The 25,863-nt window shown below is 63.0% G+C and carries 25 protein-coding genes; 17 read left to right on the top strand and 8 right to left on the bottom strand.

The features are described from left to right. Positions 1–100: 100 nt before the first annotated feature. The 5 genes from ACVOLZ_RS11785 (at position 101) to ACVOLZ_RS11765 (ending at position 6,298) form a co-directional block, all read left to right on the top strand. On the top strand, positions 101–1,030 hold the full coding sequence (locus ACVOLZ_RS11785; RefSeq protein WP_481516303.1) for an ArsR/SmtB family transcription factor: 930 nt from the start codon (positions 101–103) through the stop codon (positions 1,028–1,030). Positions 1,031–1,054: 24 nt separating this feature from the next. Further along, entirely contained in the window at positions 1,055–2,134 is a 1,080-nt protein-coding gene (locus ACVOLZ_RS11780) for a homocysteine S-methyltransferase family protein (RefSeq protein ID WP_481516302.1), read from the top strand. 10 nt (positions 2,135–2,144) lie between these two features. Further along, the gene (locus ACVOLZ_RS11775) at positions 2,145–2,747 is read left to right on the top strand and encodes a short chain dehydrogenase (protein ID WP_481516301.1); all 603 of its coding nucleotides are present in this window, start codon (positions 2,145–2,147) and stop codon (positions 2,745–2,747) included. Beyond that, positions 2,747–5,542, top strand: a complete 2,796-nt coding sequence (metH, locus tag ACVOLZ_RS11770; protein WP_481516300.1) for a methionine synthase — start codon at positions 2,747–2,749, stop codon at positions 5,540–5,542. The genes ACVOLZ_RS11775 and metH overlap by 1 nt, the downstream gene beginning before the upstream one ends. Positions 5,543–5,614: 72 nt before the next feature. Next, positions 5,615–6,298: a hypothetical protein gene (locus ACVOLZ_RS11765; RefSeq protein ID WP_481516299.1), complete on the top strand. Its 684-nt coding sequence runs from the start codon at positions 5,615–5,617 to the stop codon at positions 6,296–6,298. Positions 6,299–6,337: 39 nt separating this feature from the next. Here the strand turns inward: ACVOLZ_RS11765 and ACVOLZ_RS11760 are convergent, their stop codons facing one another. Further along, a complete protein-coding gene (locus ACVOLZ_RS11760) occupies positions 6,338–7,222 on the bottom strand; it encodes a LysR substrate-binding domain-containing protein (protein WP_481516298.1) in 885 nt (294 codons plus the stop codon). Between the two features lie 106 nt (positions 7,223–7,328). Here ACVOLZ_RS11760 and ACVOLZ_RS11755 point away from each other — a divergent pair, with 106 nt between their 5' ends. The 4 genes from ACVOLZ_RS11755 to ACVOLZ_RS11740 all read left to right on the top strand — a co-directional run bounded on the left by ACVOLZ_RS11755 (position 7,329) and on the right by ACVOLZ_RS11740 (position 11,695). Then, positions 7,329–8,000 carry an ankyrin repeat domain-containing protein gene (locus ACVOLZ_RS11755; RefSeq protein ID WP_481516297.1) on the top strand — a complete coding sequence of 224 codons (672 nt, stop codon included), beginning with the start codon at positions 7,329–7,331 and terminating at the stop codon, positions 7,998–8,000. Between the two features lie 52 nt (positions 8,001–8,052). Continuing rightward, complete coding sequence (locus ACVOLZ_RS11750) at positions 8,053–9,504, top strand: amidohydrolase family protein (RefSeq protein ID WP_481516296.1); 1,452 nt, start codon at positions 8,053–8,055, stop codon at positions 9,502–9,504. A gap of 400 nt (positions 9,505–9,904) precedes the next feature. Beyond that, a complete protein-coding gene (locus ACVOLZ_RS11745) occupies positions 9,905–11,089 on the top strand; it encodes an MFS transporter (protein ID WP_481516295.1) in 1,185 nt (394 codons plus the stop codon). A gap of 81 nt (positions 11,090–11,170) precedes the next feature. Then, positions 11,171–11,695 (top strand): NMCC_0638 family (lipo)protein, encoded by a 525-nt coding sequence (locus ACVOLZ_RS11740; protein WP_481516294.1) that lies wholly within the window; start codon positions 11,171–11,173, stop codon positions 11,693–11,695. Between the two features lie 170 nt (positions 11,696–11,865). On the opposite strand, the gene ACVOLZ_RS11735 is transcribed toward ACVOLZ_RS11740, so the two are convergent. From ACVOLZ_RS11735 to ACVOLZ_RS11710, 6 genes are all read right to left on the bottom strand, one after another. Then, the gene (locus tag ACVOLZ_RS11735) at positions 11,866–13,929 is read right to left on the bottom strand and encodes an acyltransferase family protein (protein WP_481516293.1); all 2,064 of its coding nucleotides are present in this window, start codon (positions 13,927–13,929) and stop codon (positions 11,866–11,868) included. A 62-nt stretch (positions 13,930–13,991) separates the two neighbouring features. Then, positions 13,992–14,660: a DUF2058 domain-containing protein gene (locus ACVOLZ_RS11730; RefSeq protein WP_481516292.1), complete on the bottom strand. Its 669-nt coding sequence runs from the start codon at positions 14,658–14,660 to the stop codon at positions 13,992–13,994. 8 nt (positions 14,661–14,668) lie between these two features. Beyond that, positions 14,669–14,908 carry a SlyX family protein gene (locus ACVOLZ_RS11725; RefSeq protein WP_481513831.1) on the bottom strand — a complete coding sequence of 80 codons (240 nt, stop codon included), beginning with the start codon at positions 14,906–14,908 and terminating at the stop codon, positions 14,669–14,671. Beyond that, positions 14,901–16,250, bottom strand: coding sequence for a UDP-glucose dehydrogenase family protein (locus ACVOLZ_RS11720; RefSeq protein WP_481516291.1), 1,350 nt, complete (start codon positions 16,248–16,250; stop codon positions 14,901–14,903). Before ACVOLZ_RS11720 ends, ACVOLZ_RS11725 begins: the two co-directional genes overlap by 8 nt. Positions 16,251–16,275: 25 nt before the next feature. Beyond that, the gene (locus ACVOLZ_RS11715; protein ID WP_481516290.1) at positions 16,276–17,256 is read right to left on the bottom strand and encodes an FKBP-type peptidyl-prolyl cis-trans isomerase N-terminal domain-containing protein; all 981 of its coding nucleotides are present in this window, start codon (positions 17,254–17,256) and stop codon (positions 16,276–16,278) included. 85 nt (positions 17,257–17,341) lie between these two features. Next, complete coding sequence (locus tag ACVOLZ_RS11710; RefSeq protein ID WP_481516331.1) at positions 17,342–17,851, bottom strand: glutathione peroxidase; 510 nt, start codon at positions 17,849–17,851, stop codon at positions 17,342–17,344. 185 nt (positions 17,852–18,036) lie between these two features. Between ACVOLZ_RS11710 and ACVOLZ_RS11705 the strand changes: the two genes are divergently transcribed. The 7 genes from ACVOLZ_RS11705 (at position 18,037) to ACVOLZ_RS11675 (ending at position 22,450) form a co-directional block, all read left to right on the top strand. Next, positions 18,037–18,279 (top strand): hypothetical protein, encoded by a 243-nt coding sequence (locus ACVOLZ_RS11705; protein WP_481516289.1) that lies wholly within the window; start codon positions 18,037–18,039, stop codon positions 18,277–18,279. Between the two features lie 3 nt (positions 18,280–18,282). Continuing rightward, positions 18,283–18,645: a GntR family transcriptional regulator gene (locus ACVOLZ_RS11700; RefSeq protein ID WP_282269510.1), complete on the top strand. Its 363-nt coding sequence runs from the start codon at positions 18,283–18,285 to the stop codon at positions 18,643–18,645. Further along, complete coding sequence (locus ACVOLZ_RS11695) at positions 18,642–19,514, top strand: ABC transporter ATP-binding protein (protein WP_481516288.1); 873 nt, start codon at positions 18,642–18,644, stop codon at positions 19,512–19,514. Before ACVOLZ_RS11700 ends, ACVOLZ_RS11695 begins: the two co-directional genes overlap by 4 nt. Further along, positions 19,511–20,491: an ABC transporter permease gene (locus ACVOLZ_RS11690; protein ID WP_481516287.1), complete on the top strand. Its 981-nt coding sequence runs from the start codon at positions 19,511–19,513 to the stop codon at positions 20,489–20,491. Before ACVOLZ_RS11695 ends, ACVOLZ_RS11690 begins: the two co-directional genes overlap by 4 nt. Positions 20,492–20,512: 21 nt before the next feature. Next, positions 20,513–21,337, top strand: coding sequence for a DUF4097 family beta strand repeat-containing protein (locus ACVOLZ_RS11685; protein ID WP_481516286.1), 825 nt, complete (start codon positions 20,513–20,515; stop codon positions 21,335–21,337). 29 nt (positions 21,338–21,366) lie between these two features. Continuing rightward, positions 21,367–21,951: a DUF2884 family protein gene (locus ACVOLZ_RS11680; protein WP_481516285.1), complete on the top strand. Its 585-nt coding sequence runs from the start codon at positions 21,367–21,369 to the stop codon at positions 21,949–21,951. A 70-nt stretch (positions 21,952–22,021) separates the two neighbouring features. Then, on the top strand, positions 22,022–22,450 hold the full coding sequence (locus ACVOLZ_RS11675; protein ID WP_481516284.1) for a hypothetical protein: 429 nt from the start codon (positions 22,022–22,024) through the stop codon (positions 22,448–22,450). Positions 22,451–22,681: 231 nt separating this feature from the next. Here ACVOLZ_RS11675 and ACVOLZ_RS11670 read toward each other — a convergent pair whose 3' ends face one another. Then, positions 22,682–24,091, bottom strand: coding sequence for a class II fumarate hydratase (locus ACVOLZ_RS11670; protein ID WP_481516283.1), 1,410 nt, complete (start codon positions 24,089–24,091; stop codon positions 22,682–22,684). A 202-nt stretch (positions 24,092–24,293) separates the two neighbouring features. Between ACVOLZ_RS11670 and purB the strand changes: the two genes are divergently transcribed. Next, positions 24,294–25,676: an adenylosuccinate lyase gene (gene purB, locus ACVOLZ_RS11665; protein ID WP_481516282.1), complete on the top strand. Its 1,383-nt coding sequence runs from the start codon at positions 24,294–24,296 to the stop codon at positions 25,674–25,676. Positions 25,677–25,863 lie beyond the last annotated feature (187 nt).

The following is a 25,863-nucleotide window of genomic DNA, read 5'->3' as shown; positions in this document are numbered from 1 at the left end:
TGCGATTGTAACCATCGCAACCCCATTCAGCCTATGCATCGCCTTGACCGAAACTGGCAACACAGGGAAAATATCTCTATATCGCGATAGGTAGATATTTATGGATCTGGAAGACTGGTCAACCCGTCTGAAAGTGTTCGCCGATGCGACGCGCGTGCGTCTGCTGACGTTGTTGGAACAAGAAGAATTGACCGTGGCCGAGCTCTCGGCCATCACCACGCTGGCGCAGCCGCGCGTGTCCACTCATCTGGCCAGGCTCAAGGAAGCCGGTCTGGTACGTGATCGCCGTGCGGGCGTCTCGGCGTATTACCGCTTTGACGAGGCTGCACTGGACCCGGCACAGCGCGCATTGTGGCATGCCTTGAGCAGCGGCAGCGACGACCCGCTGCTGCGCCAGGACGCTGAACGCGTGCCGTCCGTGCTTGCCATGCGCGCGGCAGACCAGAACTGGGCCGACAGCGTCGCCGGTGACATGGAACGCCATTACTCACCCGGCCGTACCTGGGAAGCGATGGCGCGCAGCGCTCTTCCCTTGCTGGAAACCGGTGACGTGCTGGATATCGCCTCCGGCGACGGCGTGCTGGCCGAACTGCTGGCTCCGCACGCACAGCGCTACGTCTGTATCGACACCAGTGCCCGTGTAGTTGCCGCCGCCAGCGAACGCCTGCGCAAGCTGCCCAATGTGGAGGTGCTGGAAGGCGACATGCACAAGCTGCCGTTCGCCGATGGCAGCTTCGATCTGGTGGTGATGATGCACGCCCTCACCTACGCCGCCCAGCCAGCCAAGGCCGTTGCCGAATGTGCCCGCGTGCTGCGCCCGCAAGGCCGGCTGATGCTGTGCAGCCTGGCCCGCCACGAGCACAAGGCCGCAGTGGAGGCCTATGGCCACGTCAACCTTGGCTTCACCGGCAAGGAACTGCGCAAGTTCGTCGAAAAGGCCGGCCTTGAGGTGTCCAGCCTGGAGACCGTAACCCGCGAAAAGCGTCCGCCGCATTTCGAAGTGATCTCGCTGATCGCACATCGTCCCTGATACCCCTACCTGGTTGATTGCCCCATGCACGCCCTGCCCTGGCTCCATCCCGACCGCGTCGCCAAGCTGCTCAGCGCGCTTGAACAGCGCATCCTGATCATCGACGGTGCCATGGGCACGATGATCCAGCGCCATCGTCTTGAAGAAGATGATTATCGCGGTGCGCGTTTCGCTGGTGGCTTCGACAGCCAGCACGTGCATGGCGCGGGCTGCGAGCATGACCTCAAGGGCAATAACGACCTGCTGCTGCTGAGCAAGCCGGAAGTGATCGCCGCCATCCACACCGGCTATCTCGAAGCCGGCGCGGATCTGCTGGAAACCAACACCTTCAATGCCACCTCGGTCAGTCAGGCCGATTACCACCTTGAGCATCTGGTCTACGAGTTGAACAAGGCCGGCGCGCAGGTGGCACGCCAGTGCTGTGACGCAGTTGAAGCAACCACGCCGGACAAGCCACGCTTCGTCATTGGCGTGCTTGGCCCGACCAGCCGCACCGCATCGATCAGCCCCGACGTCAACGATCCAGGCTTCCGCAACACCAGCTTCGACGAGCTGCGCGCCACTTACCGCGAGGCCATCGATGGTCTGATCGACGGTGGCGCCGACACCCTGATGGTGGAAACCATCTTCGACACGCTCAACGCCAAGGCGGCGTTGTTCGCCATCGAGGAAGTGTTCGATGCGCGTGGCGGGCGCCTACCGATCATGATCTCCGGCACCATCACCGATGCCTCCGGTCGTACCTTGTCCGGGCAGACCGCCGAAGCCTTCTATGCGTCGGTCTCGCACAGCCAGCCCTTGTCGATCGGTTTCAACTGCGCGCTGGGCGCCACCGATATGCGCCCGCACGTGGAAACGCTGTCGCAGGTGTCCAGCGGTTATGTCAGCGCGCACCCGAACGCCGGCCTGCCCAATGCCTTCGGCGAGTACGACGAGACGCCCGAGGAAATGGCGACCACACTGAAAGAGTTCGCCCAGTCCGGCCTGTTGAACCTGGTCGGCGGCTGCTGCGGCACCTCGCCCGATCATATCCGCGCCATTGCCGAAGCCGTTGCCGGGTTGCCGCCTCGGGCGCTGCCGCCAACTGCAGACAAGGCTGCCTGAGGAGCACACGATGAAGAAGATCCTGCTGATCGGTGCCAGTGGCACCCTGGGTTCGGCGGTTGCGCAACATCTGCGGCAACAGCATCACGTCATCACCGCCTCGCGTTCGGACCCGCTGCACAACGTTGATCTGAGCAGCGATGACAGCGTGACCGCACTGCTGCAGACAGTCGGTCCGCTGAACGCCATCGTCGCCACCACCGGCAGCGTCCACTTCGGGCCGCTGACGGAAATGAGCCCTGCACAGTTCACGCAGGGACTACACGACAAACTGCTTGGCCAGGTGCGCCTGGCCTTGCTGGGCCAGCACCATCTGCGCGATGGCGGCAGCATCACCTTGACCACCGGCATCCTCACCGAGCAGCCGATCGCCCAGGGCGCCAGTGCCACCAGCGTCAACGCCGCCATTGAGGGCTTCGTTCGCGCCGCCGCGCTCGAGTTGCCGCGTGGGCTGCGTATCAACGCGGTAAGCCCCAGCGTGCTGAGTGAAGCGCTGGATGCCTATGGCGATTTCTTCCCCGGCTTTGAACCGGTCACCGCCGCCCGCGCCGCACTGGCTTACCAGCGCAGCATCGATGGCATCGCCAATGGACAGGTTTTCAAGGTCTGGTAATGAGCAACGACACCGCAACCCACTACACCCGTCTGTCTGGCCTTGAACCGCTGGTCATCACTCCTGACCTGCTGTTCATCAACGTCGGCGAGCGCACCAACGTCACCGGCAGCGCGCAGTTCCGTAAACTGGTCAAGGAAGAACGCTACGAGGAAGCCGTTGACGTCGCGCGTCAGCAGGTCGCCAGCGGTGCGCAGATCCTCGACGTCAACATGGACGAGGGTCTGATCGATTCCGAGAAGGCAATGGCGCGCTTCCTCAACCTGATCATGTCCGAGCCGGATATCGCCCGCATTCCGGTGATGGTCGATTCCTCCAAGTGGAGCGTGATCGAAGCCGGCCTGAAATGCCTGCAGGGCAAGAGCGTGGTCAACTCGATCTCGCTGAAGGAAGGCGAAGAACTGTTCATCGAACATGCACGTCTGGTGCGCCGCTATGGCGCCGCTGCGGTGGTGATGGCGTTCGATGAAGTCGGCCAGGCCGATACCTGCGAGCGCAAGGTAGAGATCTGCACCCGCGCCTATCGCATCCTCACCGAGCAGGTTGGCTTCCCGCCGGAAGACATCATCTTCGACCCGAACATCTTTGCCGTCGCCACCGGCATCGAGGAACACGACAACTATGCGGTGGACTTCATCGAAGCCACCCGCATCATCAAGCGCACGCTGCCGCATTGCCATGTGTCCGGCGGCGTCTCGAACGTCTCGTTCTCGTTCCGTGGCAATGAAACGGTGCGGCAGGCGATCCACTCGGTGTTCCTGTACCACGCCATCAAAGCCGGCATGGACATGGGCATCGTCAACGCCGGTGCGATGCCGATCTACGACCAGCTCGACCCGGAACTGCGCGAGCGCGTGGAGGACGTGATCCTCAACCGCCGCCGCGACGGCACCGAGCGTCTGCTGGAGATCGCCGAACGTTACAAGGGCAAGAAAGGCGAAAAGAAGGTCGAAGACCTGGCCTGGCGCGAACGCCCGGTTCGCGACCGTCTTGCCCATGCACTGGTACAAGGCCTGGATGCCTGGGTCGAGGAAGACACCGAAGAAGCCCGCCAGCAGTCCAGCCGCCCGCTGGACGTGATCGAAGGCGCGCTGATGGATGGCATGAACGTGGTCGGCGACCTGTTCGGCGCCGGCAAGATGTTCCTGCCGCAGGTGGTGAAGTCCGCCCGAGTGATGAAGAAGGCCGTGGCCTATCTGCTGCCCTTCATCGAAGAAGAGAAGGCCCGTACCGGCGAAGTCGGCAAGTCCAACGGCAAGATCATCATGGCCACGGTCAAGGGTGATGTGCATGACATCGGCAAGAACATCGTCGGCGTCGTGCTTGCCTGCAACAACTTCGAGGTGGTCGACCTTGGCGTGATGGTGCCGGCGCAGAAGATCCTGGACGCCGCCCGCGCCGAGAATGCCGACATAATTGGTTTATCCGGTCTGATAACGCCGTCACTGGAAGAAATGAGCCACGTCGCCAAGGAAATGCAGCGGCAGGGCTTCGAGTTGCCGTTGATGATTGGCGGCGCAACCACGTCGCGCGCGCATACCGCACTCAAGATCGACCCGTTCTACAGCGCGCCGACGGTGTGGGTGAAGGATGCTTCGCGCGCGGTTGGCGTCGCCCAATCACTGATCTCGCGCGAACTGCGTGCCAGCTTCGTCGCCGCCAACGATGCCGACTACGCGGATATCCGCCAGCGCCACCGCAACCGTGGCGATGCCAAGCGCCTGGTTTCGCTGGAGCACGCGCGCGGCCAGCGCTTTATCTGCGACTGGAGTCAATACACGCCGCCGACGCCGAGTAAGCCGGGCGTGCATGTGTTCGACAACTACCCGTTGGAAGATCTGCTGCCGGTGATCGACTGGACGCCGTTCTTCCAGGCCTGGGAATTGGCTGGCAAGTACCCGGCGATTCTGACGGACGAGATTGTTGGTCCGCAGGCCAGCGATCTGTTCAAGGATGCGCAGGCCATGCTCAAGCGCATCGTCGATGAGAAGTGGTTGACCGCGCGGGCTGTGTTTGGGATTTGGCCAGCGAATAGCGATGGCGACGACGTCGTGCTTTCCCTTCTCCCGCATGCGGGACAAGGTGCCCGAAGGGCGGATGAGGGCAAGCTTCTGGCTCCATCGCTTGTGCCGTCCACCCTCACCCCAACCCCTCTCCCGGAGGGAGAGGGGCTTGAGCAGCAAACCCTGCACTTCCTCCGCCAACAGGTCGACAAGCCTGCCGAGCGCCCCGACTTCTGCCTGGCCGACTTCATCGCACCAGCAGCCTGCGGCAAGCAGGACTGGATCGGCGCCTTCGCGGTCACCGCTGGCATCGGCATCGATGAACACGTTGCCCGCTTCGAAGCCGACCACGACGACTACAACGCGATCCTGCTCAAGGCCTTGGCCGATCGTTTGGCCGAAGCCATGGCCGAGCGCCTGCACCAGCGCGTACGCACCGAGTTCTGGGGCTACGCCAAGGACGAGCAACTCGACAACGAGGCGCTTATCGCCGAAAAGTACAGCGGCATCCGCCCAGCCCCCGGGTACCCGGCCTGCCCCGAGCACAGTGAAAAGCAGACCATCTTCCAACTGCTGGACGCGGAAGGCATCGGCATGTCGCTGACCGAAAGCTTCGCCATGCTGCCCACCGCAGCGGTATCTGGTTATTACTTCAGCCACCCGCAGAGCCAGTACTTCGTGGTTGGTCGGGTCTCACGCGAACAGGTCACCGACTACGCCAAACGCAAGGGCGTGGAGCGGTCGCAGGTGGAACGCTGGCTCGCTTCCAACCTCGACTACGATCCGGAATAACCAGCATCTGCTGGCGGCGACAACAGCGCCGCCAGCACCTATCCTGCCCGCAGCCCTCCAAGCCCATATCCCATGCAAACCCGCAATGCAGAGCTGATCCGCAAGCACGCCGGGCCCGGCCGTATCGGTCTGTGTGGTACCGATGACTGGGTCGGCAAGGCCATCCGCAAGGCGCAGGCGCCGTTGACCCAAGATGGCCATCGCAGCCTGTGGTCACACGCATTTCTATTCAGTGAACAGCGGCTGGATGGACACTGGTGGGTATTGGAATCGGACCTGGATCTGCGCAATCGCCAGCTGCGACTGGGCGCGCAGGAAAACCGCGCAGATCGCTATTTCGACGACGAAGCCTTCCCGAACCTGGCAATCCTCGATTTCGGCCTGGATGCCGCACAGACCCACAAGGTACAGATCGCCGCTTTGGACCTGCTCTCAGGACTGTCCAGCTACTCGCTGAGCGAACTGGTCGGCACCCTGTTCGCGATGCACAGCACCCGCCTGCGCCGCCGCAGCAACCTGCTGTCCAAGGAAGGCGCGCTGTACTGCTCGGCGATGGTGCAACACTGCTATGCCGCCGCCGGCATCGACCTGCTACCCGGCGTGCATGGCAAGAACGTGGCACCGCAGGACATCTACGATGCCCAACTGCCACACACCACCCATTCGCTGATCCGCGACCTCGGCATTTCCAGCCTGCGCCGCTTCACCCACAGCGCCAAAGAGCTGCTGGATACGCCGGTCGAAGACCTGTTCTAGCCAAGTTCGCGGTGGATAGCCGCCCAGCTGCCGCCGAACTCAGCCCATTTCCTGCTCAAGCATCTGGATCAGCAACGCGGCCAAGGCCTTGGCTTCCGGATCCGCTGAAGGACGGTGCAGGACGGCCAGCTCGACGCTATCGATCCGCGGCAAGCCAGTCTCCAACCCCAGTACTACATGCCCGGCTGTCATCGCGCGCGCCGGCAACAAGCTGATGCCCAAACCGTCGGCAACCGCTGATTGGATGCCACCAAGACTGGAGCTGGTGAAGCTGATGCGCCAACGCCGGCCCAGGCTTTCAATCGCGTCGATCATGTCTTCGCGGTACATGCCACGCGGCGGAAACGCCACCAGCTGCACCGGCTCTGTCCCGAACGAGGGACTGCTGGCGCTGTCCACCCAGCACATCGGTTCCGGCCAGCATGCCACGCCCTCGCGACTGCCACGACGCTGCTTGACCAGGATCAGGTCAAGCTCGCCGCGGTCGTAGCCCTCGGCCAAGGCACGGCTCAAGCCGCTGCTGACTTCCAGCTTCACCCGCGGATAGGCCCTGGTGAACTCCGCCAGTACCGGCGTGGTTCGCCCTGCGGCGAAATCTTCCGGCACGCCCAGCCTTATCACCACAGCCGCACCATCGCCCGACAAGGCTTCTGCCAGCTGCTCGTTGAGCGACAACATCCGCCTGGCGTAGCCCAGCACGGTCTCACCGATGTCCGTCGGTCGCACATCGCGCACCCCGCGATCCAGCAGGCGGTGCCCGGCTAGATCTTCCAGCCGCCGAACTTTCTGGCTGATGGTGGACTGGGTGGAATGCAGCCGCGCGGCCGCTGCGGTGAAACTGCCGCAGTCGGCCACCATCACCAGCGCCCGCAGCAGGTCCAGCTCGAAGTACACCCTATTTGTTTTTGAACTGGACTCGACCATGACATTTAATTTCACGATGGATGGCCGCACTTGTAGCATCGCCTGCAGGTTTGGGCAAACGCCCTACCCCGCCGCAAGTGCACAGAAACCCGGACAGAGGCAGGCAATGACCGTAGAGAACTGGATCACCGTACCGGTATTAGCCGCGGCGCTACTGACATCAAGCTGCGTCGGCGCGAGCCCGGCCAGCGCGGAGCAGTTGCAACGCGCGGCCGAAGCCGGCGACAGCCAGCGCATCGCGGTATTGCTCAGCCAGGGCAGCGCCATCGACAGCCGCGACGCCAGCGGACGCACACCCTTGCTGATCGCCATCCGTGCGCGGCAGATGGAAGCTGCCCGCGTATTGATCGCCGCAGGGGCCGATGTCAACGCCAAGGATCAGCTCCAGGACAGCCCCTATCTCTACGCCGGTGCCAGCGGGCAGACCGAAATCCTGCACACGGCCCTCGCACACGGCGCCGACCTGCGCAGCACCAACCGCTATGGCGGCACCGCCTTGATACCGGCAGCCGAACGCGGCCATGTCAGCACGGTCCAGCTGCTGATCGACGCCGGCGTTGACGTCAACCACGTCAACAACCTGGGTTGGACCGCCTTGCTGGAGACCGTCATCCTTGGTGACGGCAGCCAACGCTACGCGCAGATCACCCAATTGCTCATTGCCGCCGGTGCCGACGTCAACCTTGCCGATGCGCAGGGCGTGACGCCTCTGTCACATGCGCGCCAACGTCGGCAAACCGTTATCGAGCAGCTGCTACGCGCAGCTGGTGCTCGTTGAAGCACTCCACGCATCCGTACTGACCGGCAACCGCCTACCACTGGAACCACCGATGAAGACCACGTTCGGCCTGCTGCTGACCACACTCGCAGCAACCATCTCGCCCGCAATCGCCGCTCAATCCCAGGCGGACGTAGTGATCCGCCATGCAACCGTGATCGATGTCGAACATGGCCGCGCGATACCCGACCAGACCGTTGCCATCCGCTACGGCAGCATCGTCGCCGTCGGCAATGACGCACAGCTGGGCACACAATGGCGCGCAACTACCGCCATCGACGGCCGCGGCCGCTATCTGATTCCAGGGCTGTGGGACATGCACGTTCACTTTGGCGGCGGACCGGCGCTGATCGAAGAGAACAAAGCCCTGCTGCCGCTATACGTCGCACATGGCATCACCACCGTGCGCGACGCGTCCGGTGATCTGGCCGAGCAGGTGTTGTCGTGGCGCGGGCAGATCGCCAGCGGCCAGTTGTTCGGGCCGCAGCTGTTCACCTCCGGTGCCAAGATCGAAGGTCTGGCGCCGGTGTGGAAAGGCACGATCGAGGCCGGTGACAAGGCCGGCGTGGATGCGGCGCTGGACCGCGAGCAGCGCGACAAGGTCGACTTCGTCAAGATCACCGACAGCACCCTGAAGCCGGAGCTGTTCCTGTACGCCGTCAGCCAGGCCAAGGCGCGCGGCATGCGCAGTTCCGGTCACGTGCCGATGGCATTGACCGTGGGTCAGGCCATCGAGGCCGGCATGAGCTCGATTGAACACCTGGACTATGCCTTCAAGGCCGGGGTCAAGGATGAGGCTGCGATCGCCGCTGATTTCGCCGCCGGCAAGATCGACCGCGCCGAGGCCAACCGTAGACTGCATGCCGGCTTCGACCGCGTCACCGCGATGGCGGCGTACCGCCGCTTTGCCGAACTCGGCGTCGCCGTGACCCCGACCCTGGACGGCGGCCGGATCATCGACTTCCTCGATGTGGAGCCCCGCGACAATGATCCCTACCTGGCTTACATCGGCCCGGGGCTGCGCGATACCTACAAGTGGCGCGTCGAGCGCGCCGCCAAAGCCACACCCGCGCAGATCGAGGCACGCCACGCACACTACGCACAGGTGGCTGCGGTGTTGCCGATGCTGCAGGAAGCCGGCGTGCAGATCATGGCGGGCACCGATGCAGGCTTTCTGAACTCCTATAACTTCCCTGGAATCGGTCTGCACAACGAGTTGGCACTGTATGTCCGCGAAGGGATGACGCCGTTGCAGGTGCTGCAGTCAGCCACCCGTGCCGGCCCAGCCTGGTTCGGCAAGCTGGACCGCTATGGCGCGGTCGCCGAAGGCAAGGCAGCCGACCTGGTGCTGCTGGACCGCAATCCGCTGCAGGACATCGCGGCCACGCGAGCGATCAATACCGTGGTGATGCGCGGGAAGGTCTACGATCGCGCTGCTCTCGATGCCATGCTGAGCGATGCCAAGGCGCAGGTCGGCGAGTGGAACGCGCAGGCAAAGCCCTGATATCCGCATTTCCAGCCCCTGCCCATGTAAGGCGTCGAGCAGGACCATAGCCCGGGCCAGCGCAGCCCGGGCTACATGGACGACACGCAAACCTGCAATTTGTGGGAGCGGCGTAAGCCGCGAAGCAGGAACACCATCAGATCGCACAGGCTTCTGGAACTTCAGCAACGCCAGCTTCGCGGCTCACGCCGCTCCCACAATTTGATGTCAGCCCGTCCACGCTGCTTGGCGAAAGTTGACAACACTGCACCAGCGAACGTTCGGCTTACCCGAAACAACGGGAATCAACCGGATCGCCAGTCTGCGAACTGCCATCCAAAGACGGCAAAGGGCACAATAGCGACAGCGGTGCATGCCACCGCTCCCCCCTTTGCCTGCCCAGCGCGTCCAGCGCCTTCCCATGACGTCCGTTGCCTTGCCATCACAAGCCGTGCCGACCGCACGCTTGTCGAGCTTCTACTTCTTCTACTACGCCGCGCTTGGCGCGTTCACACCGTACTGGAGCCTGTACCTGCAGTCGCGCGGCATGACCGTCACCGCCATCAGCGTGATGATGAGCCTGTGGTACGCCACGCGGGTGATCGCGCCCAGCACCTGGACCTCGCTGGCGGCCGTCTCGCCGCACCCGATACGCTGGCTGCGCGTGGGCTGTGTACTGACAATCGTGTGCTTCGCCGGCTTCCTGGTGCCCGCACCGCCGTGGACGCTGTACGCGGTGATGATCGCGTTCTGCTTCTTCTACAACGCGGTGATGCCGCAGTTCGAGTCGATCACTCTCACCCATCTGGGTGCGGACAGCCATCGCTACGGCATGATCCGGGTCTGGGGTTCGGTGGGCTTCATCATCGTCGTCACCCTTTTCGGCTGGCTGATTGAAAAGCACGGTGCCGGCAAACTGCCATGGCTGATGCTGCCGCTGTTCGTACTGATGGTCGGCTCGGCCTTCCTCAACCGCTATGCGCGCAATATCGGCGCGCGCAGCCAGCACGACGCAGGCTTCTGGAGCATCGTGCGGCAGAAGCCGGTCATGGCCTTCTTCATCGCCGCCTTCCTCGAACAGCTGTCGTTCGGCCCGTACTACACCTTCTTCTCGCTATACATGGACCAGCACGGCTACAGCACCTCGCTGCTCGGCCTGATGTGGACCGTCGGCGTGGTATTCGAAGTCGCCGTGTTCTTCCTGATCGCCCGCTTCTTCCGGCGCTGGGATGCCAGCTGGCTGCTGATCATTTCCATGGCCAGCGCAGTGCTTCGCTGGTGGGCAACCGCGCTGTGGCCGGAGAACCTGCCGGTGATGCTGGTCGCCCAGACCACCCATTGCCTGGGCTTCGCTGCGTTCTTCGCCTCGGCCATGCAGCTGCTGGCGCGTTATTTCCCGGGCAACCTCAATGGCCACGGCCAGGGCCTGTTCTATGGCTTTTCGTCCGGCCTGGGTGGCGTGCTCGGCGCGCTGATCGCCGGCCAGCTGTGGCAGTTCGGCGATGGCAAGGTCGCCTTCATCGTCGGCGGCTGCTTCGCCCTGCTCGGCACCCTGATCGCCTGGTACTGGCTGCCGCCGTCGCGGCAGACCCGGCTCACGCGCTGAACTCTGCGGGCAGGCCTAACCCCTGTTATAACTGCCCCAACTCACGGCACAGGGGGCTCTGTCATGAAAAACGGTTCCAGCTTGGACGCCTTGCTGGCAGCAATGCCTTTGCTTGCAACCGGCAATGCGCGCGCCAACGAAGCCTCAACCGCACCAATCGGCATATTTGCCGTTGCCTGCGTCGATCTGCTCGACAAGCCCGATGCCTTCGCCGAAGTAATGAGCAATCGGGGCAACCGCGTGCAGGATCCTGAGGCGAGAGAGTTTCTTCGCGACAAACAAGGCAAGGCCTGGCTTGTCAACTTCGAAGGCATTCCCTATGGCTTCTCCTGGGCCGACGATGGAACCTGCCGGGTCACCATCATGAGCGGCGAGCCCAAGGACATTGCCAAGGAGTTCGGAAGGCTTGGCCAAATGGCCCCGGATGGCTATACCTCGACCATGGACCTGACCTCCATCGACGAAAGGGGCTGGACGGTCCACACCTATACCTGGCGCGGCAACGGCGAAGACCGCGCCATCCAGATGCGTCTGTCACTCAACCCTAAAGCCGGGACGGGTTTACGCGGCAATGTCAGCGCCCGTTACGTCGCAGCAGCCCGTTGAACCAGTCACCTGACAGGGCGTTGGAATCGTGTTGCTGATACTCGATCACATCAGCTCTACACCTGCGTAGAACTTGATCGTGCAGCCTGACAAGCACAGAACCCTGAGCCACCGATTCCATGCCACAGGAGCGCTCACCCTCTCCACACCAAACGCAGGACGCGCGCGACTCAACGCATCTGCGTCGCTTGATGATTGCGGAATGAGGGCAGCAACACTCGATTGCCGTGACCACTCAAATGGTCACCATCGAAGAAGAGCGGCTTGCCCGCTTGCTCGGGCTGACAGGTCGTCCCTGGGCACAGTACCGGCAACGGGTCCCAGACGCTTGCACCCGGCAGCGCCTGCGCTACCTGCTGCAAGCTGGACAAGGCAGGTGAGCGCAACGCTTCCATTCGTTCGCGCGCAACTGGCATCCCGTTCACGCAGATCGGATTGCCACGGTTGAACGCATCCGAACAACGGAACGGTGGCGCCCCCAGCACCGGCTTCGGCGCTTCCAATACGATCAGCACGCCGCGATCTGCCAAAGGCTTCAGTGCGGCAATTGCAGCGTGCACCTCCGCCTCCCGCTTTGCCGTAGCCTCCCCGCTCTGCACCGCGGCAAATGCGTGCTGCTGATCCAGCAACTCATATTGTTCAACCAGCCTTGGCACCCGAAGGCCGGGGAGGAACAGCACGTCGCCGGCGCGGGCCTGCACAGCTACATCTGCAAGGGTGTGGGTCACATAGGCGTCACAGCCAGGATCGGCCTGCTGCCGCCCTTGCAGCCCGACCAACGCACAGCCAGCATTCGCATACAGACGTATCTGCCCACCGTCGAGCAGAACCAAGCGACGCAGCAGCTCTCTGTAAGCCAGCGCGTGTGAATCACCGGCCACGAACAGGCGTTGCCCTCTGCCCTTGCCCGCAGCGCACTTGCTACGCTCGAGCTGCTGCACCTGACCACCCACAACCGGCAGACGCGACACCACCAGCTCGCAATCAGGAAACTCCTTCTTCAAATCCTTTGCATACGGGTACCAGTCCAGTGGATGGCGACTGACCGTACTCAAGGAGATGTGCTTGGCAGCGCGCTCCAGTTGTTTCTGCAAGCCCATACCCAGCAGCAACACCATCACGCCGCCGGCCACCCAGCGCAGATCCGAACCACGCCAGCGCCTGCCAAAGCGCAGTGGCTGTTCGACCCATCGCCAAGACAGCCAGGCCAACACCGCCGTGCAGGACAATGCCAGTGCCCCGGTAACCGCCGAGTCCAGACCAAGCGTCCAACGGAACAGCACGAATACCGGCCAGTGCCATAGATACAGCGAGTACGACATCCGCCCTATCACCAGCATCGGCCGTGCCGACAGACTGCTGCCAATCCAGCCAGCGGCGGAACGGTGCAACAGCCCCAGCAACCCCAACGTGCCAAGCACGGGCCACAAGCCATCGATCCACGGTGAGTGACCGGGCCGCGCTGCCCACAAGCCGTAGGCCAGCAAGCCGGCGCTGCCCAACTGCAACAGCACGGACCAACGTCCTGTTGGACGCTCTTCACTGCTCACACGCCCGCGCATATCGAGTAGCTGGAACAGCAGCACGCCCGCACCCAACTGCCAGAACCGCGTGGTGGTCTGATAGAAGGAGGCGATCTCCTGCCCGCCCTGCAGCGCGCGGCTGATCGCAAACAGCAGCGACCCGGCCGTGGCCAAGCCAAACAGCAGCATCGACAGGCCCCGGCCCCGCCCGCCCTTGGACCAGGCCATGAACAACAGCGGGAACAGCAGGTAGAACTGCTCCTCCACACCCAGCGACCAGGTATGGGTATAAGGGTTGAACTCACTACGTGGCGAGAAATAGTCGTTGCCAGTACCCGCCAACACCCAGTTGCTCAGCCCGACAAAGGCCATGCGTCCGGTCTTGCCACTGGTTTCGCTGAGCCAGGATTCGGGAATGAACAAGGTGCTCAGCAGGCCGGTAACCAGCAGACACACCACCAGCGCCGGCATGATCCGACGGATGCGTCGCGCATAGAAGGCCAGCATCCCCTTCCAGCCGACGAACCCGGATGACCGCGCCACCGATGCGCTGACCACGTAGCCGGATATGACGAAGAAGACATCTACGCCGGTAAAGCCGCCCGGCAACCAGCTCGGATTGAGGTGGTAGAAGATGACCGCGAGCACGGCAATGGCGCGCAGGCCGTCAACGTGGGGGAGGTAGCCTCCCTGCTTCAACTGTCCCTGCATTGTTTTCCCTGTCAAAAAAACGGGCGCCAGCGGCGCCCGTTATCTGCATCATAGCCAATCGCTTACCAGACCAGATCGTCCGGCACCTGGTACTGCGGGTCCGCGTACGGATCAGCATCTGCCGGGGCATTCGGGTCAACCTTCAGCGCCACGGCCTGGGCAAATATCTCCTCGGCCTGCGCCAACACCTCGGCGGTCACCAACAGGTAACGACCGTTCTGCTGCAGCACGCCGAGCTCGCCGGCGTTGAGCGCCTTGAGCTGTTCGGCATTGACGTAAACGCGCTTGATCTTGCCGCCGTACGGGAAGTGACGGGCGATGTCGGCATTCGGATCATTCAGACCCTTGTCCTTGATCAGCTCGTCCAGCTTGGCGCGCGCTTCGCGGCGCAGGCGTGCTTCTTCCTGCTTGGCCTGTTCGGCCTGGATGCGTTCGTCCTTTTCCTTCTGCGCACGGATCGCATAGGCCTTGGCCAGGTCGATGTCTTCCTGCGAGCGCGGCTTGCGTGGACCCTGCTGCGGCCGGCCCTGCCCGGGCTTGCCCGGATTGGACGGCTTGCCGTGCTGCGCTGGCTTGCCTGCGTGAGCAGGCTTGTTGCCCGCCTGCTGCGGCCGGCCCTGCCCCGGCTTGCCCTGCGGGCGGCCGTCACGGCGCGGTTCAGGCTTGCGCTCCGGCTTGGGAGCAGGCTTGAAACCCAGCCCTAGCAGCTGGTCACGAATATTGTCACTCATAGGAAATATCAGTAGTGCGGGGGCGGTGGTTCATCGGCAGCATCGGCGTACAGCGTCGTGCGTACCTTGCCCAGGTCATCAAGTAAGTGGCGCAGCAGATCGGCATTGCGAGAGCCCTGCATACGGGCATCAGCCAATGCTTCGCTCATCTCCGCCAGCGCGTGCTCCTGGAAAGAGACACGCATCTCCAGCTCAACCAAGCGTGCTTCCAGCGCCTGTTCGCGCTGCTCGGAAGTTGACTCATGCATGTACGGAACGTCCTCGACCAATGCCGTAATACGCCAGGCCTGCGGCTTCGATTTCAGCCGGGTCGTAGAGGTTACGGCCATCAAATACCACCGCATCACCAAGCGCTTCGCGCATGCGCGCAAAGTCCGGGCTGCGGAACTGCTTCCACTCGGTGACTACCACCAGAGCATCCGCATCATGCAGTGCTGCAAATGCGGAGTCACAGAAAACCAGGTCCTCGCGCTCGCCAAAAACGCGGCGGGCCTCGTCCATGGCTTCCGGATCGAACACCTGCACCTTGGCGCCGGCTTCCCACAGCTGCGCCAATACACGCCGGCTCGGTGCCTCGCGCATATCGTCCGTGTTCGGCTTGAATGCCAGGCCCCACACCGCGAAAGTCTTGCCGCGCACACCTTCATCTTCACCGCGGTCGTAATGCCGCTGGATCAACTCGAACAGATGACCCTTCTGGGCAGCGTTCACTGCCTCAACCGCGTTGAGCAATTGCGGCTGGTGACCATGCTGCGCAGCGGTACGCGCCAGCGCCTGCACGTCCTTGGGGAAACAGGAGCCTCCATAGCCGGCGCCGGGATAAATGAAGTGCCAGCCGATGCGTGGGTCAGAGCCCATGCCCTGCCGCACCTGCTCAATATCGGCGCCTACGCGCTCGGCGATATTCGCAATTTCATTCATGAAACTGATCTTGGTCGCCAACATCGCATTGGCGGCGTACTTGGTCAGCTCGGCCGAACGCACGTCCATTTCCACAACACGGTCGCGGTTGCGGTTGAACGGCGCGTACAGCCGCCGCAACACCGCTACCGCGTGGGCGTTGCTGGCACCAATGACAATGCGATCCGGGCGCATGCAATCTGCGACCGCATCGCCTTCTTTCAGGAATTCGGGATTGGAGACCACATCGAAGGCGATCTCCTGGCCGCGCAGCGCCAGCTCTTCAGCGATGGCAGCACGAACCTTGTCAGCGGTACCTACCGGCACCGTCGACTTGTTTACAACCACAGCTGGCCGTGAGAGATGGCGACCGATGGTGCGGGCCACCGCCAGCACGTACTGCAGATCGGCACTGCCGTCCTCATCCGGCGGCGTACCGACCGCGATGAAGATCACTTCACCGTGGTCGATGGCTTTCGCCGCGTCGGTGGTGAAGGCCAAGCGCCCGGAGGCGTAGTTGGCCTTCACCATCGGCTCCAGGCCAGGTTCGTAGATCGGGATGATGCCCCGCTCCAGACCGTCGACCTTGGCCTGGTCGATATCGACGCAGACCACATCGTGCCCTACTTCCGCCAAGCAGGTCCCGGTAACGAGACCCACATAGCCGGTTCCGAAAATAGCTACACGCATGGTTGCGCCTACTCCGTACTCAGCCTTACGGCATGATGCCCAGCAACTCGACGTCGAAGCTCAACGTCGCATTCGGACCGATCGGGCCGCCCTGGGTGCCGGCTTCGCCGTAGGCCAGTTCGCCCGGAATCCAGAAACGGTACTTGGAACCGACCGGCATCAGCGCCACGCCTTCGGTCCAGCCCTTGATGACCTGGTCCAGACCAAAATCAACCGGCTGACCGCGCTGGTAGCTGCTATCGAACACTTCGCCGTTAAGCAGCTTGCCTTCGTAGTTCACACGCACGCGGCTGCTGGCCATCGGGCGCTCGCCGCTGCCGGCGCGGATCACCTGATACTGCAGGCCCGAAGCGGTGGTCACCACGCCCGGCTGGGTCTTGTTCTTGGCGAGGAAGGCATTGCCTTCTTCACGGTTGGTCTGAGCAGCCTTGCCGGCCTCAGCCTTCATTTCAGCTTCCTTGGTGGCGCTGAATGCCTGCAGCACGCCCTGCGCCTGCTCGCGGGTCATCAGCGGGGTGCCCTTGGCGAACACGGTGCTGATGGCCTGGAACACGGAATCCAGATCAATCTCATTCTTGATGCGTGCCAGCGACGGGCCAACGGCAAAGCTGCCCAGCATCAGGCCGACCTTTTCGCGGTCAACCGACGGCGGTGCACTGCCCGGCGCCATGCCCGGAACCTGCTGGCCCGAACGGGCCATCATCACGGTGCGCAGTGCCTGATCGGTCTTCTGCGCATCTTCCTGTGACAACAGCGGCTGGCCGCCAGCAAAGGCGTTCTCAACAGCGCGGCGCATTGCAGCCACGTCTACTTCCGAGGCAACTGGCTCAAACGAGCTGGCCACGTCGATGCCGATGGCGTAACCAATCTTTTCACGATCCGAGGTCAAAACAGACTTCTCCTTGGTCGCCGCCGCAGCGGCAGGTTGTTGCGAAAAAACGACCCCGGGGGCCGCCATCGCCAAAATCAGAAGCGACGCAACCGCGCCACGCTTTCCCATCTTCATTCGCTGCATTCCTGGAAGTGAACAAACGCCACCGGCGGCGCGAGGGGCGATATTGTCGCACGCGCACCGCAGATGTCGAGGCGCGTCAGCGCTGTGGTGCTGGTGCGGCCAGCGCGCGATCGATTACCGCACGCAGTTCCGGGTCATCCGGCTTCACCTTGCTCGGGAACTGCGCCAGCACGCGCCCATCGCGCGATATCAGATATTTATGAAAGTTCCAGCCCGGTGCGACGCCGCTGAGGCGGGTCAGGTCCTGGTACAGCGGCGTTGCCTCCGGACCAATCACATGCACTTTTTCGAACATGGGGAACTTCACCCCATAGGTAAGTGTGCAGAACTCCTGGATCTGCGCCTCGCTGCCCGGCTCCTGGCCTTTGAAATCATTGGACGGAAAGCCCAACACGGCAAAGCCGCGCGATGACAGTTCCTGCTGCAATGCCTCCAAGCCCTCGTACTGCGGGGTGAATCCGCACTTGGAGGCCGTATTCACTACCAACAACACCTTGCCGCCATACGCGCGATTCAGGTTCACCTCGTCTTTTCCGGCCAGAGAACGGAAATTACGGTCCAGCAGCGGGCCTGCCGCCGCATCCATGGCGCCCCCGACACCCGCAACAAAAGCAATTGAAATCAATAAATTACGAATGCTCACTGGTTTCTCCTAAGCACTACAAGCAAGTTTGAAGCGGCATAGGCCATTAGTTTGGTCAGAATCAGTTGCATGTCGGCGTGTCGGTGTTATAGTTGCATACAACACCAGCCACCCTACACAGGGGCCTCATGAACACCAAGCACGGCAGACACGCTCTCCACGCACTGATGGTCACAGGCACCTTGCTGTTGCTGGGCTGCTCTTCCTCCCTCGGCAACGGCCTTGCCGATGCCAGGGATTATGCAGCCCAGGTGGGCGGTGATGGGCAGGATGCCGAGGAAACCCCCAAAGCGAAACGACCGGCCCGCCGTATGCGGACCAGCCTTTCGATGCCTTACTTTTCTTTCGCACAGCTGAATTCGCGGAGCTGACCCATGAGCGATATCCAGTGGAGCGATGGCGCTCCCATTTACCGCCAGCTGAAGGATCGCGTGATCGCGATGATGCTGGACGGAATCCTGAAGCCGGGCGACGCCCTGCCCTCGGTACGCCAGGTTGCGGCCGAGTACCAATTGAATCCGATCACCGTCTCGCGCGCCTATCAGGAATTGGCCGACGAAAATCTGGTCGAGAAGCGCCGTGGCCTTGGTATGTTCATGACCGAGGAGGCCGCCCAGAAGCTGCGCGGCAACGAGCGTGATCGTTTTCTCAATGACGAATGGCCGGCCGTGCTGGAGCGCATCCAGCGCCTGGGCCTGACCATGGAAGATTTGCTGCCACCGGGGACCACTCTATGAACGCCGCCGTCGAAGCCGTCGTTTCCGCCAAAGGCCTGCGCAAGGCTTACAAGCAGAAACCAGCGCTGGACAACACAAGTTTCACCATTGAAGCGGGCCGGATCGTCGGCCTGATCGGTCCCAACGGTGCCGGCAAGACCACGGCGCTCAAGGCCCTGCTTGGCCTGACTTCGTTTGACGGCGACCTGCAGGTCCTGGGAATGGACCCGCGCAGCCAACGCGACGACCTGATGAACGATGTCTGCTTCATCGCCGACGTGGCCGTGCTGCCGCGCTGGCTGCGGGTGAAGGAAGCCATTGATTTCGTCGCCGGCGTGCATCCGCGCTTTGACCGCGCCCGCTGCGAACGCTTCTTGGCCAATACCAAGCTCAGCCCCAAGCAGCGGGTGCGGGAGATGTCCAAGGGCATGGTGGTACAGCTGCACCTGGCCCTGGTGATGGCCATCGACGCCAAGATCCTGGTGCTGGACGAGCCCACCCTGGGCTTGGACATCATGTACCGCAAGGAGTTCTACCAGCGCTTGCTGGAGGATTACTTCGACGAGCAGAAGACCATCATCATCACCACCCACCAGGTGGAGGAGATCGAGCACATCCTGACCGACGTGCTGTTCATCCGCGACGGTTCGATCGTGCTGTCCTCCGACATGGAGGCACTGGCCGAGCGTTACACCGAACTGCTGGCCTCGGCCGATACGCTGCAGGCGGCACGCGCCTTGGGCCCTATCGAAGAACGCGCCCTGCCATTCGGCAAGACCGTGCTGTTGTTCGATGGCGCCAACCGCAACCAACTCGCCGCCATGGGCGAAATCCGCACCCCCGGCCTGGCCGACCTGTTCGTGGCCACCATGAAGGGAACCTACGCATGAACGCCGCTCACCACATCACCCCGCTCGGCAAGTTCAAATGGCTGCTCAAGCGTGAGTACTGGGAAAACCGGGGCGGCTTTGTCTGGGCCCAGGTCATCACCGGCGGCATCGCCATCCTGTTCGCCAGCATCGGCGCGCTGATTGGCGTGTTCGCTGCCCGCAACTCCGATGGCATCAACCACATGGGCGATGTCAGCGAATACCTCAAGGTCATGGGCGCATTCGGCGATGGCCTGCTGCTGGCAGGCATCTTCCTGGCCTCGTTGATCCTGGCCTTCGTGGTGTTCTTCTACGCGCTGGGCAGCCTCTATGACGATCGCCGCGACCGCAGCGTGCTGTTCTGGAAGTCGTTGCCGGTATCCGACACCCAGACCGTGCTGTCCAAGGCACTGTGGGCGCTGGTGCTCGCACCGCTGATCGCGATGGTCATCGGTCTGGCGGTTGGTCTGGTGCTGTGGGTGGTTGCGATGCTGGGCGCGGCCGGTGCTGGCGCCACCAGCCCCTGGGCTATTGCCACCCACTCCCATCCGTTCCGCATCCTGGGCCTGGTCCTGAGCACCTTGCCGATCAGCCTGCTCTGGGCACTGCCAACCGTGGGCTGGCTGATGTTCTGCTCGGCACTGGTGCGGACCAAGCCGTTCCTGTGGGCGGTACTCATCCCGCTGCTGGCCTGCACCATGATCAGCATCCTCGGCGCCATGCCGGGCGTGAAGCTGCCGCTGGGTTGGATCTGGTACACCGTTGCGTACCGCGGCCTGCTCAGCGTGTTCCCGTCATCGTGGCTGCCACGCGGACTGACTGACACCAACATCAATGAGAATGACCTGCAGACGCCTGCCGATCTGGTGCAGTGGCTGCTTCAGCATCACAGCCTGAGCAAGGTATTGTCCAATCCTGACATCTGGATCGGCGCTGTGATCGGTATCGCCCTGATCGTGGCCTCTGTTTACCTGCGCCGCCGGCGCGACGACATCTGACCCTTGATCAGGAGAGTGTTCATGCACAAGACGTTTGTACTGGCCGCTTTGCTGGCTGCGCCGGGCGCAGCCTTCGCCACCCAGCCCTGCGCGTTTACAGCACCGCAGTCGTTGAACCTGGATCTGGGCAACAGCAAGATCGTGTTGTTCGAGGTGAACAGCCATGACCTGCGCCTGCAGGCCAGCCCCGGCGCAAAGGCCGCACTCAGCGGACGTGCCTGCGCCTCCAGTCAGGAACTGCTGGACCAGCTCTCGCTGACCCAGCGCAAGGACGGTGACAAGCTGATAGTGACGTTGCAGCGCAAAAACCAAGGCCTGAACTTCAACTTCGGCAACACCTACTCCTACCTGGACCTGACCGGCAGCCTGCCCGATGACGTCCTGGTGCAGCTCAAGGTCGGCTCGGGCGATGCCAGCCTGGCCGGCGCGCAGAGCATGAGCGCCGATGTCGGTTCGGGCGATGTCAGTGCACGTGACATCAAAGGTCTGGCCACGGCGGCGGTGGGTTCAGGTGACGTCGAGTTCAACAACATCGGCTCGCTCTACCTGCTGTCGGTAGGCTCCGGTGATGCCAAGGCCAATGGCGTTCGCGGCGACGCGCGGGTTGGCAGTGTCGGCTCCGGCGATGTCGAACTGAAGGGCGTACAAGGCGCCGTCAGCATTGAAAGCATTGGCTCGGGCGATGTCGATGTACGCGACAGCCGTGGCGCGGTGCGCCTGGGCTCGTTGGGCTCCGGCGATCTGGATGTCCGTGGCGCGGCCAGCCTCAAGGTTGACCGGCTTGGCAGCGGCTCGGTGAATCACTCCGGTATCAGCGGCAGCGTCGATCTGCCCAAAAAGCGCTAACTCCTTCCAATCGCAACGGAACGCACACCATGAAGATCCTCAACGCATCCCTGCTCGCCTTGGCACTGGCAATCCCGTTGGCCGCCTGCGGCGAAAAGCCTGCGGCCAATGGAACGAGCACCGATACCACCGTTGGCGCCAAAGTCCGCGAGGCCACCGATAAGGCCCGCAAGGAAATGGCCGAGGGCAATATCAGCATCGGCTCCGATGGCGCCAAGGTGGAGGTCACTCCGACCGGCGACCTGCTGATCAACGGTACCTCCATCCCGCTCAACGACAGCCAGCGTGCCATCACCCTGCGCTACCGCGCGCAGACGATCAGCATCGCCGAAGCCGGCATCGACATCGGTGTGCAGGGTGCCAACTTGGGCGCGAAGGCAGCTGGCGAAGCGATCAAAGGCATTTTCTCGGGCAACTCCGAACAGATCGAAGAACGCATCAATGCCGAGGCGGACAAGATCAAGGCCAGTGCCGCCAAGCTATGCGACCAGTTACCGGCTCTACTGGCCACCCAGCAGCAACTGGCTGCGGCCGTGCCTGAGTTCGCGCCATACGCAAAGATGGACCAGAGCAGTATCGACGACTGCCGCGAAGGCAATGTCCAGGCCCCCTGACCGGCAGCCCTGAGCTGCAATCTGGCGGGGGCGGTAGAATGACCGCCCCCGTCGTTGCTGCCCCGATGCCATGAACAAACTGTTGTTGCTGATCCTCGTTGCCTTCGCCACCCTGGCCACCGGCTGTGATCGCGAAAAGTACGCTGAGCACCGCAGCGAGCGCAGCAAGCCCAAGACCGAAGTCACCCTGGAGCGCATCGCCATCCGCCGCGCGCCCTACCCCAACCTGGACATCCTGCCGGACGGCCGCCTGCGCGTTGATGACATTGTCATCCCCTTGAACGCCGAGCAGCAGGAGTTGCTGCACACCAGCTACGTCAAGCTGCAGATCCTGCGCCAGAACACACTCGTGGATGCCGACCCGGCGCTGGCACAGGAACGCACGCTGCCGCTGCAGGTCCCGGAAGGCCAATCGCCGTTCCCGCCGGATCTGGCCAAACAGATCCCCGAGTTCGAAAAGTACGACGAAGCCCTGGCCAACCTGCGCGCATTGCGCTGACAGTAGTGCCGACCCATGGTCGGCAGAGGCTTTACCGGCAATGTCGATGTAGTGCCGACCCATGGTCGGCAGAGGCCTGCCCAGCAACCTCTCCCGTAGGGGCGGCGTAAACCGCGACGCCAACAGTCCCCGAAGGGCCGAAAGCCAACCCCTCCCCAGCCCTCCCCTTCGCTGCGCGAAAGGGAGGGGATAAAGCAGCGCACTGCCGACCATCGGCCGACAGTGCGCCCCTCAATGATCGTGGATGCCACCCAAGGTCAGCGCCGCCGGATCCAACAGGCGCTTCAACTCGGCCTCGGACAAACCACTGTCCTCAAGCGCCACTTCCAGCACCGGCCGCTGTTCCTTGTAGGCGCGCTTGGCAATCGCCGCCGCCTTCTCATAACCGATGATCGGGTTCAACGCAGTCACCAGGATGGGATTGCGTGCCAAGGCCTCACGCACCCGCTCCTGCTTGACCACCAGACCCACAAACACCTTGTCGGCCAGCAGGTTCATAACGTTGGACAGCAGCCGGATCGAATCCAGCAGATTGGCCGCGATCAACGGCAGCGCCACATTCAACTGGAAGTTGCCGGTCTGCCCGGCCAAGGTGATCGCCGCATGGTGACCAACCACCTGCGCAGCCACCATCACGGTTGCCTCCGGAATCACTGGATTGACCTTGCCCGGCATGATCGAGCTACCCGGCTGCAAGGCCGGCAGCTCCAGCTCACCCAGACCCGCCAGCGGACCGGAATTCATCCAGCGCAGGTCATTGGCGATCTTGATCAGAGCCACCGCCAGCGCATTGAGCTGGCCTGACAACTCAACCGCATCGTCCTGCGCAGCCAAGCCTTCAAACTTGTTGGCCGCACTCTCGAACTTTACCCCGGTGCTGAGCGACAGCGCCCGTGCCACCTTGCCGCCAAAGCGCGGGTCGGCGTTGATGCCGGTACCGATCGCGGTACCGCCCAGCGGCAAACGACGCAGTCGCTTCAAGGCATCCTCGATGCGCCCTTCGGCCGAGGCCAACTGTGCCGACCAGGCACCGAATTCCTGGGCAAAGGTCAGCGGCATCGCGTCCATCAGGTGGGTGCGGCCGGTCTTGACGATCTTGCCCAGGGTGCGGGCACGCTTGTCGATGGTCTTGCGCAGGTGCTTGAGCGCCGGCAGCAGCGATTCCACCACTTCGAGCTGGGCCGAGACGCGGATGGCGGTCGGGATGACGTCATTGGAGCTCTGCCCCAGATTGACGTGATCGTTGGGATGCACCGCGGTCTTGCCGGCCTTGCCACCGTGGTTGGCCAGCGTGGCGATGACCTCGTTGGCATTCATGTTCGACGAAGTGCCCGAGCCGGTCTGGTAGACATCGATCGGAAACTGGCTGTCATGCGCGCCGATCGCGACTTCGGCCGCCGCTGACTGGATCGCCTTGCCCACGCCCTTTGGCAGCAGCCCAAGGCCGGTATTGACCTCAGCCGCGGCACCCTTGATCAGGCCCAGCGCCCGGATGAAGGCGCGCGGCATGCGCTGCCCTGAAATCGGGAAATTCTCGACCGCGCGCTGGGTCTGCGCGCCCCACAGGGCCTCGGCGGGCACCTGCAGCTCGCCCATGCTGTCGTGTTCGGTCCGGAAACCACTCTTGGATGCCTTGCTCATCATCTACTCCGCACTTCTTCGTTGGGGGGAAAGGAAGCTGCGGCTGGCAATGGGCAGGCTTCCCTGGCTGGCGGCTGCCGACACCATACCCGTCATAAGCGGCAATGGCACCTGCGGCCGACGGGATTCAATGGCCCGCCAGCGGTCGTTGCCCCGGCAGCGTAGAATATGCGCCCCCGCCACTGCCCAACCGCCTGCCGCCATGACGGATACGTCCCGCCAAGAAGCCGCCCTGCTCGCCCTGTCCCCGCTTGATGGCCGTTATGCCGGCAAGGTCGACGCATTGCGCCCGATCTTCTCCGAGTACGGCCTGATCAAGGCCCGCGTCAAGGTCGAGATCGAATGGCTGCTGGCGCTGGGCGCCGAGCCGGGCATCACCGAGCTGGCCGACTTCTCGGCCGCCGGCAAGGCCAAGCTGCATGCACTGGCCGATGGCTTCTCGGTTGAGAACGCCGCCCGCGTCAAGGAAATCGAGCGCACCACCAACCACGACGTCAAAGCCGTGGAGTACTTCATCAAGGAACAGCTCAAGGACGATGCCGAGCTGGCGCCGGCCTTGGAGTTCGTGCATTTCGCCTGCACCAGCGAGGACATCAACAACCTGTCCTACGGCCTGATGCTGGCCGAAGCCCGCGACAAGGTGATCCTGCCCGGTTACAGCGGCATCGCCGCCTCGCTGCGCCAGCTCGCCCACGCCCAGGCCGAACAGCCGATGCTGTCGCGCACCCACGGCCAGACCGCCTCGCCGACCACCCTGGGCAAGGAACTGGCCAACGTCGTCGCCCGTCTGGAACGGCAGATCCGCCAGATCGGCGCTGTCGAGCTGACCGGCAAGATCAACGGCGCCGTCGGCAACTACAACGCCCACGTCGTGTCCTACCCGAACATCGACTGGCCGGCCTTCGCCGAGCGCTTCGTTACCTCGCTGGGCCTGGTGTTCAATCCCTACACCACGCAGATCGAGCCGCACGACAACGTCGCCGAGATCGGTGATGCTGCACGCCGCGCCAACACCATCCTGATCGACCTGTCGCGCGACATCTGGGGCTACATCTCGCTGGGCTACTTCAAGCAGAAGCTCAAGGAAGGCGAAGTCGGCTCCTCGACCATGCCGCACAAGGTCAACCCGATCGATTTCGAAAACGCCGAAGGCAACTTCGGTATCGGCAATGCCTTGTTCGAGCATTTCAGCGCCAAGCTGCCGATCAGCCGCTGGCAGCGCGACCTGACCGACTCCACCGTACTGCGCGCCGTCGGCACAGCCTTCGGCCACAGCCAGGTGGGTCTCGAGTCGCTGGCCAAGGGCCTGGGCAAGCTGACCGTGAACCCGGAGCGCCTGGACGCCGATCTGGACGCCGCCTGGGAAGTGCTGGCCGAAGCCGTACAGACGGTGATGCGCCGCCACGGCCTGCCGAATCCGTATGAGCAGCTCAAGGCCCTGACCCGCGGCCACGGCATCACCGCCGATTCGATGCGCGAATTCATCGAGACCCTGGAACTGCCGGCCGATGCCAAGCAGCGCCTGCGTGAACTAACCCCGGGTGGGTATGCCGGTTTGGCTGCTGAGCTGGCCAAGGCAATCTGAGCCGCAGAAATGCTGGATGTTTGAAGCCCTTCTCCCGTTCACGGGAGAAGGGTTGGGATGAGGGGAGGCTTTCAGATGTAGTGGCGGGGCCCACGCCGCCGGAGCGGAACCCCCCACCCCAAAAAAGACCCCAGGGGCGGGGCGAAAAAAAAGAAAGATTGTAATTAAAAAAACACGACAAACGGGG

This window comes from Stenotrophomonas sp. STEN020 (assembly GCF_056760195.1).
Note: the sequence above shows the minus strand (reverse complement) of the source record. Positions and strands in the feature narration are given on the sequence as shown.

Excerpts from the sequence above, each read along its gene's own strand:
- ACVOLZ_RS11785 (WP_481516303.1), top strand. The coding sequence starts at position 101 with ATGGATCTGGAAGACTGGTCAACCCGTCTGAAAGTGTTCGCCGATGCG.
- ACVOLZ_RS11780 (WP_481516302.1), top strand. The coding sequence starts at position 1,055 with ATGCACGCCCTGCCCTGGCTCCATCCCGACCGCGTCGCCAAGCTGCTC.
- ACVOLZ_RS11775 (WP_481516301.1), top strand. The coding sequence starts at position 2,145 with ATGAAGAAGATCCTGCTGATCGGTGCCAGTGGCACCCTGGGTTCGGCG.
- metH (WP_481516300.1), top strand. The coding sequence starts at position 2,747 with ATGAGCAACGACACCGCAACCCACTACACCCGTCTGTCTGGCCTTGAA.
- ACVOLZ_RS11765 (WP_481516299.1), top strand. The coding sequence starts at position 5,615 with ATGCAAACCCGCAATGCAGAGCTGATCCGCAAGCACGCCGGGCCCGGC.
- ACVOLZ_RS11760 (WP_481516298.1), bottom strand. The coding sequence starts at position 7,222 with ATGGTCGAGTCCAGTTCAAAAACAAATAGGGTGTACTTCGAGCTGGAC.
- ACVOLZ_RS11755 (WP_481516297.1), top strand. The coding sequence starts at position 7,329 with ATGACCGTAGAGAACTGGATCACCGTACCGGTATTAGCCGCGGCGCTA.
- ACVOLZ_RS11750 (WP_481516296.1), top strand. The coding sequence starts at position 8,053 with ATGAAGACCACGTTCGGCCTGCTGCTGACCACACTCGCAGCAACCATC.
- ACVOLZ_RS11745 (WP_481516295.1), top strand. The coding sequence starts at position 9,905 with ATGACGTCCGTTGCCTTGCCATCACAAGCCGTGCCGACCGCACGCTTG.
- ACVOLZ_RS11735 (WP_481516293.1), bottom strand. The coding sequence starts at position 13,929 with ATGCAGGGACAGTTGAAGCAGGGAGGCTACCTCCCCCACGTTGACGGC.
- ACVOLZ_RS11730 (WP_481516292.1), bottom strand. The coding sequence starts at position 14,660 with ATGAGTGACAATATTCGTGACCAGCTGCTAGGGCTGGGTTTCAAGCCT.
- ACVOLZ_RS11725 (WP_481513831.1), bottom strand. The coding sequence starts at position 14,908 with ATGCATGAGTCAACTTCCGAGCAGCGCGAACAGGCGCTGGAAGCACGC.
- ACVOLZ_RS11720 (WP_481516291.1), bottom strand. The coding sequence starts at position 16,250 with ATGCGTGTAGCTATTTTCGGAACCGGCTATGTGGGTCTCGTTACCGGG.
- ACVOLZ_RS11715 (WP_481516290.1), bottom strand. The coding sequence starts at position 17,256 with ATGAAGATGGGAAAGCGTGGCGCGGTTGCGTCGCTTCTGATTTTGGCG.
- ACVOLZ_RS11710 (WP_481516331.1), bottom strand. The coding sequence starts at position 17,851 with ATGGATGCGGCGGCAGGCCCGCTGCTGGACCGTAATTTCCGTTCTCTG.
- ACVOLZ_RS11705 (WP_481516289.1), top strand. The coding sequence starts at position 18,037 with ATGAACACCAAGCACGGCAGACACGCTCTCCACGCACTGATGGTCACA.
- ACVOLZ_RS11700 (WP_282269510.1), top strand. The coding sequence starts at position 18,283 with ATGAGCGATATCCAGTGGAGCGATGGCGCTCCCATTTACCGCCAGCTG.
- ACVOLZ_RS11695 (WP_481516288.1), top strand. The coding sequence starts at position 18,642 with ATGAACGCCGCCGTCGAAGCCGTCGTTTCCGCCAAAGGCCTGCGCAAG.
- ACVOLZ_RS11690 (WP_481516287.1), top strand. The coding sequence starts at position 19,511 with ATGAACGCCGCTCACCACATCACCCCGCTCGGCAAGTTCAAATGGCTG.
- ACVOLZ_RS11685 (WP_481516286.1), top strand. The coding sequence starts at position 20,513 with ATGCACAAGACGTTTGTACTGGCCGCTTTGCTGGCTGCGCCGGGCGCA.
- ACVOLZ_RS11680 (WP_481516285.1), top strand. The coding sequence starts at position 21,367 with ATGAAGATCCTCAACGCATCCCTGCTCGCCTTGGCACTGGCAATCCCG.
- ACVOLZ_RS11675 (WP_481516284.1), top strand. The coding sequence starts at position 22,022 with ATGAACAAACTGTTGTTGCTGATCCTCGTTGCCTTCGCCACCCTGGCC.
- ACVOLZ_RS11670 (WP_481516283.1), bottom strand. The coding sequence starts at position 24,091 with ATGAGCAAGGCATCCAAGAGTGGTTTCCGGACCGAACACGACAGCATG.
- purB (WP_481516282.1), top strand. The coding sequence starts at position 24,294 with ATGACGGATACGTCCCGCCAAGAAGCCGCCCTGCTCGCCCTGTCCCCG.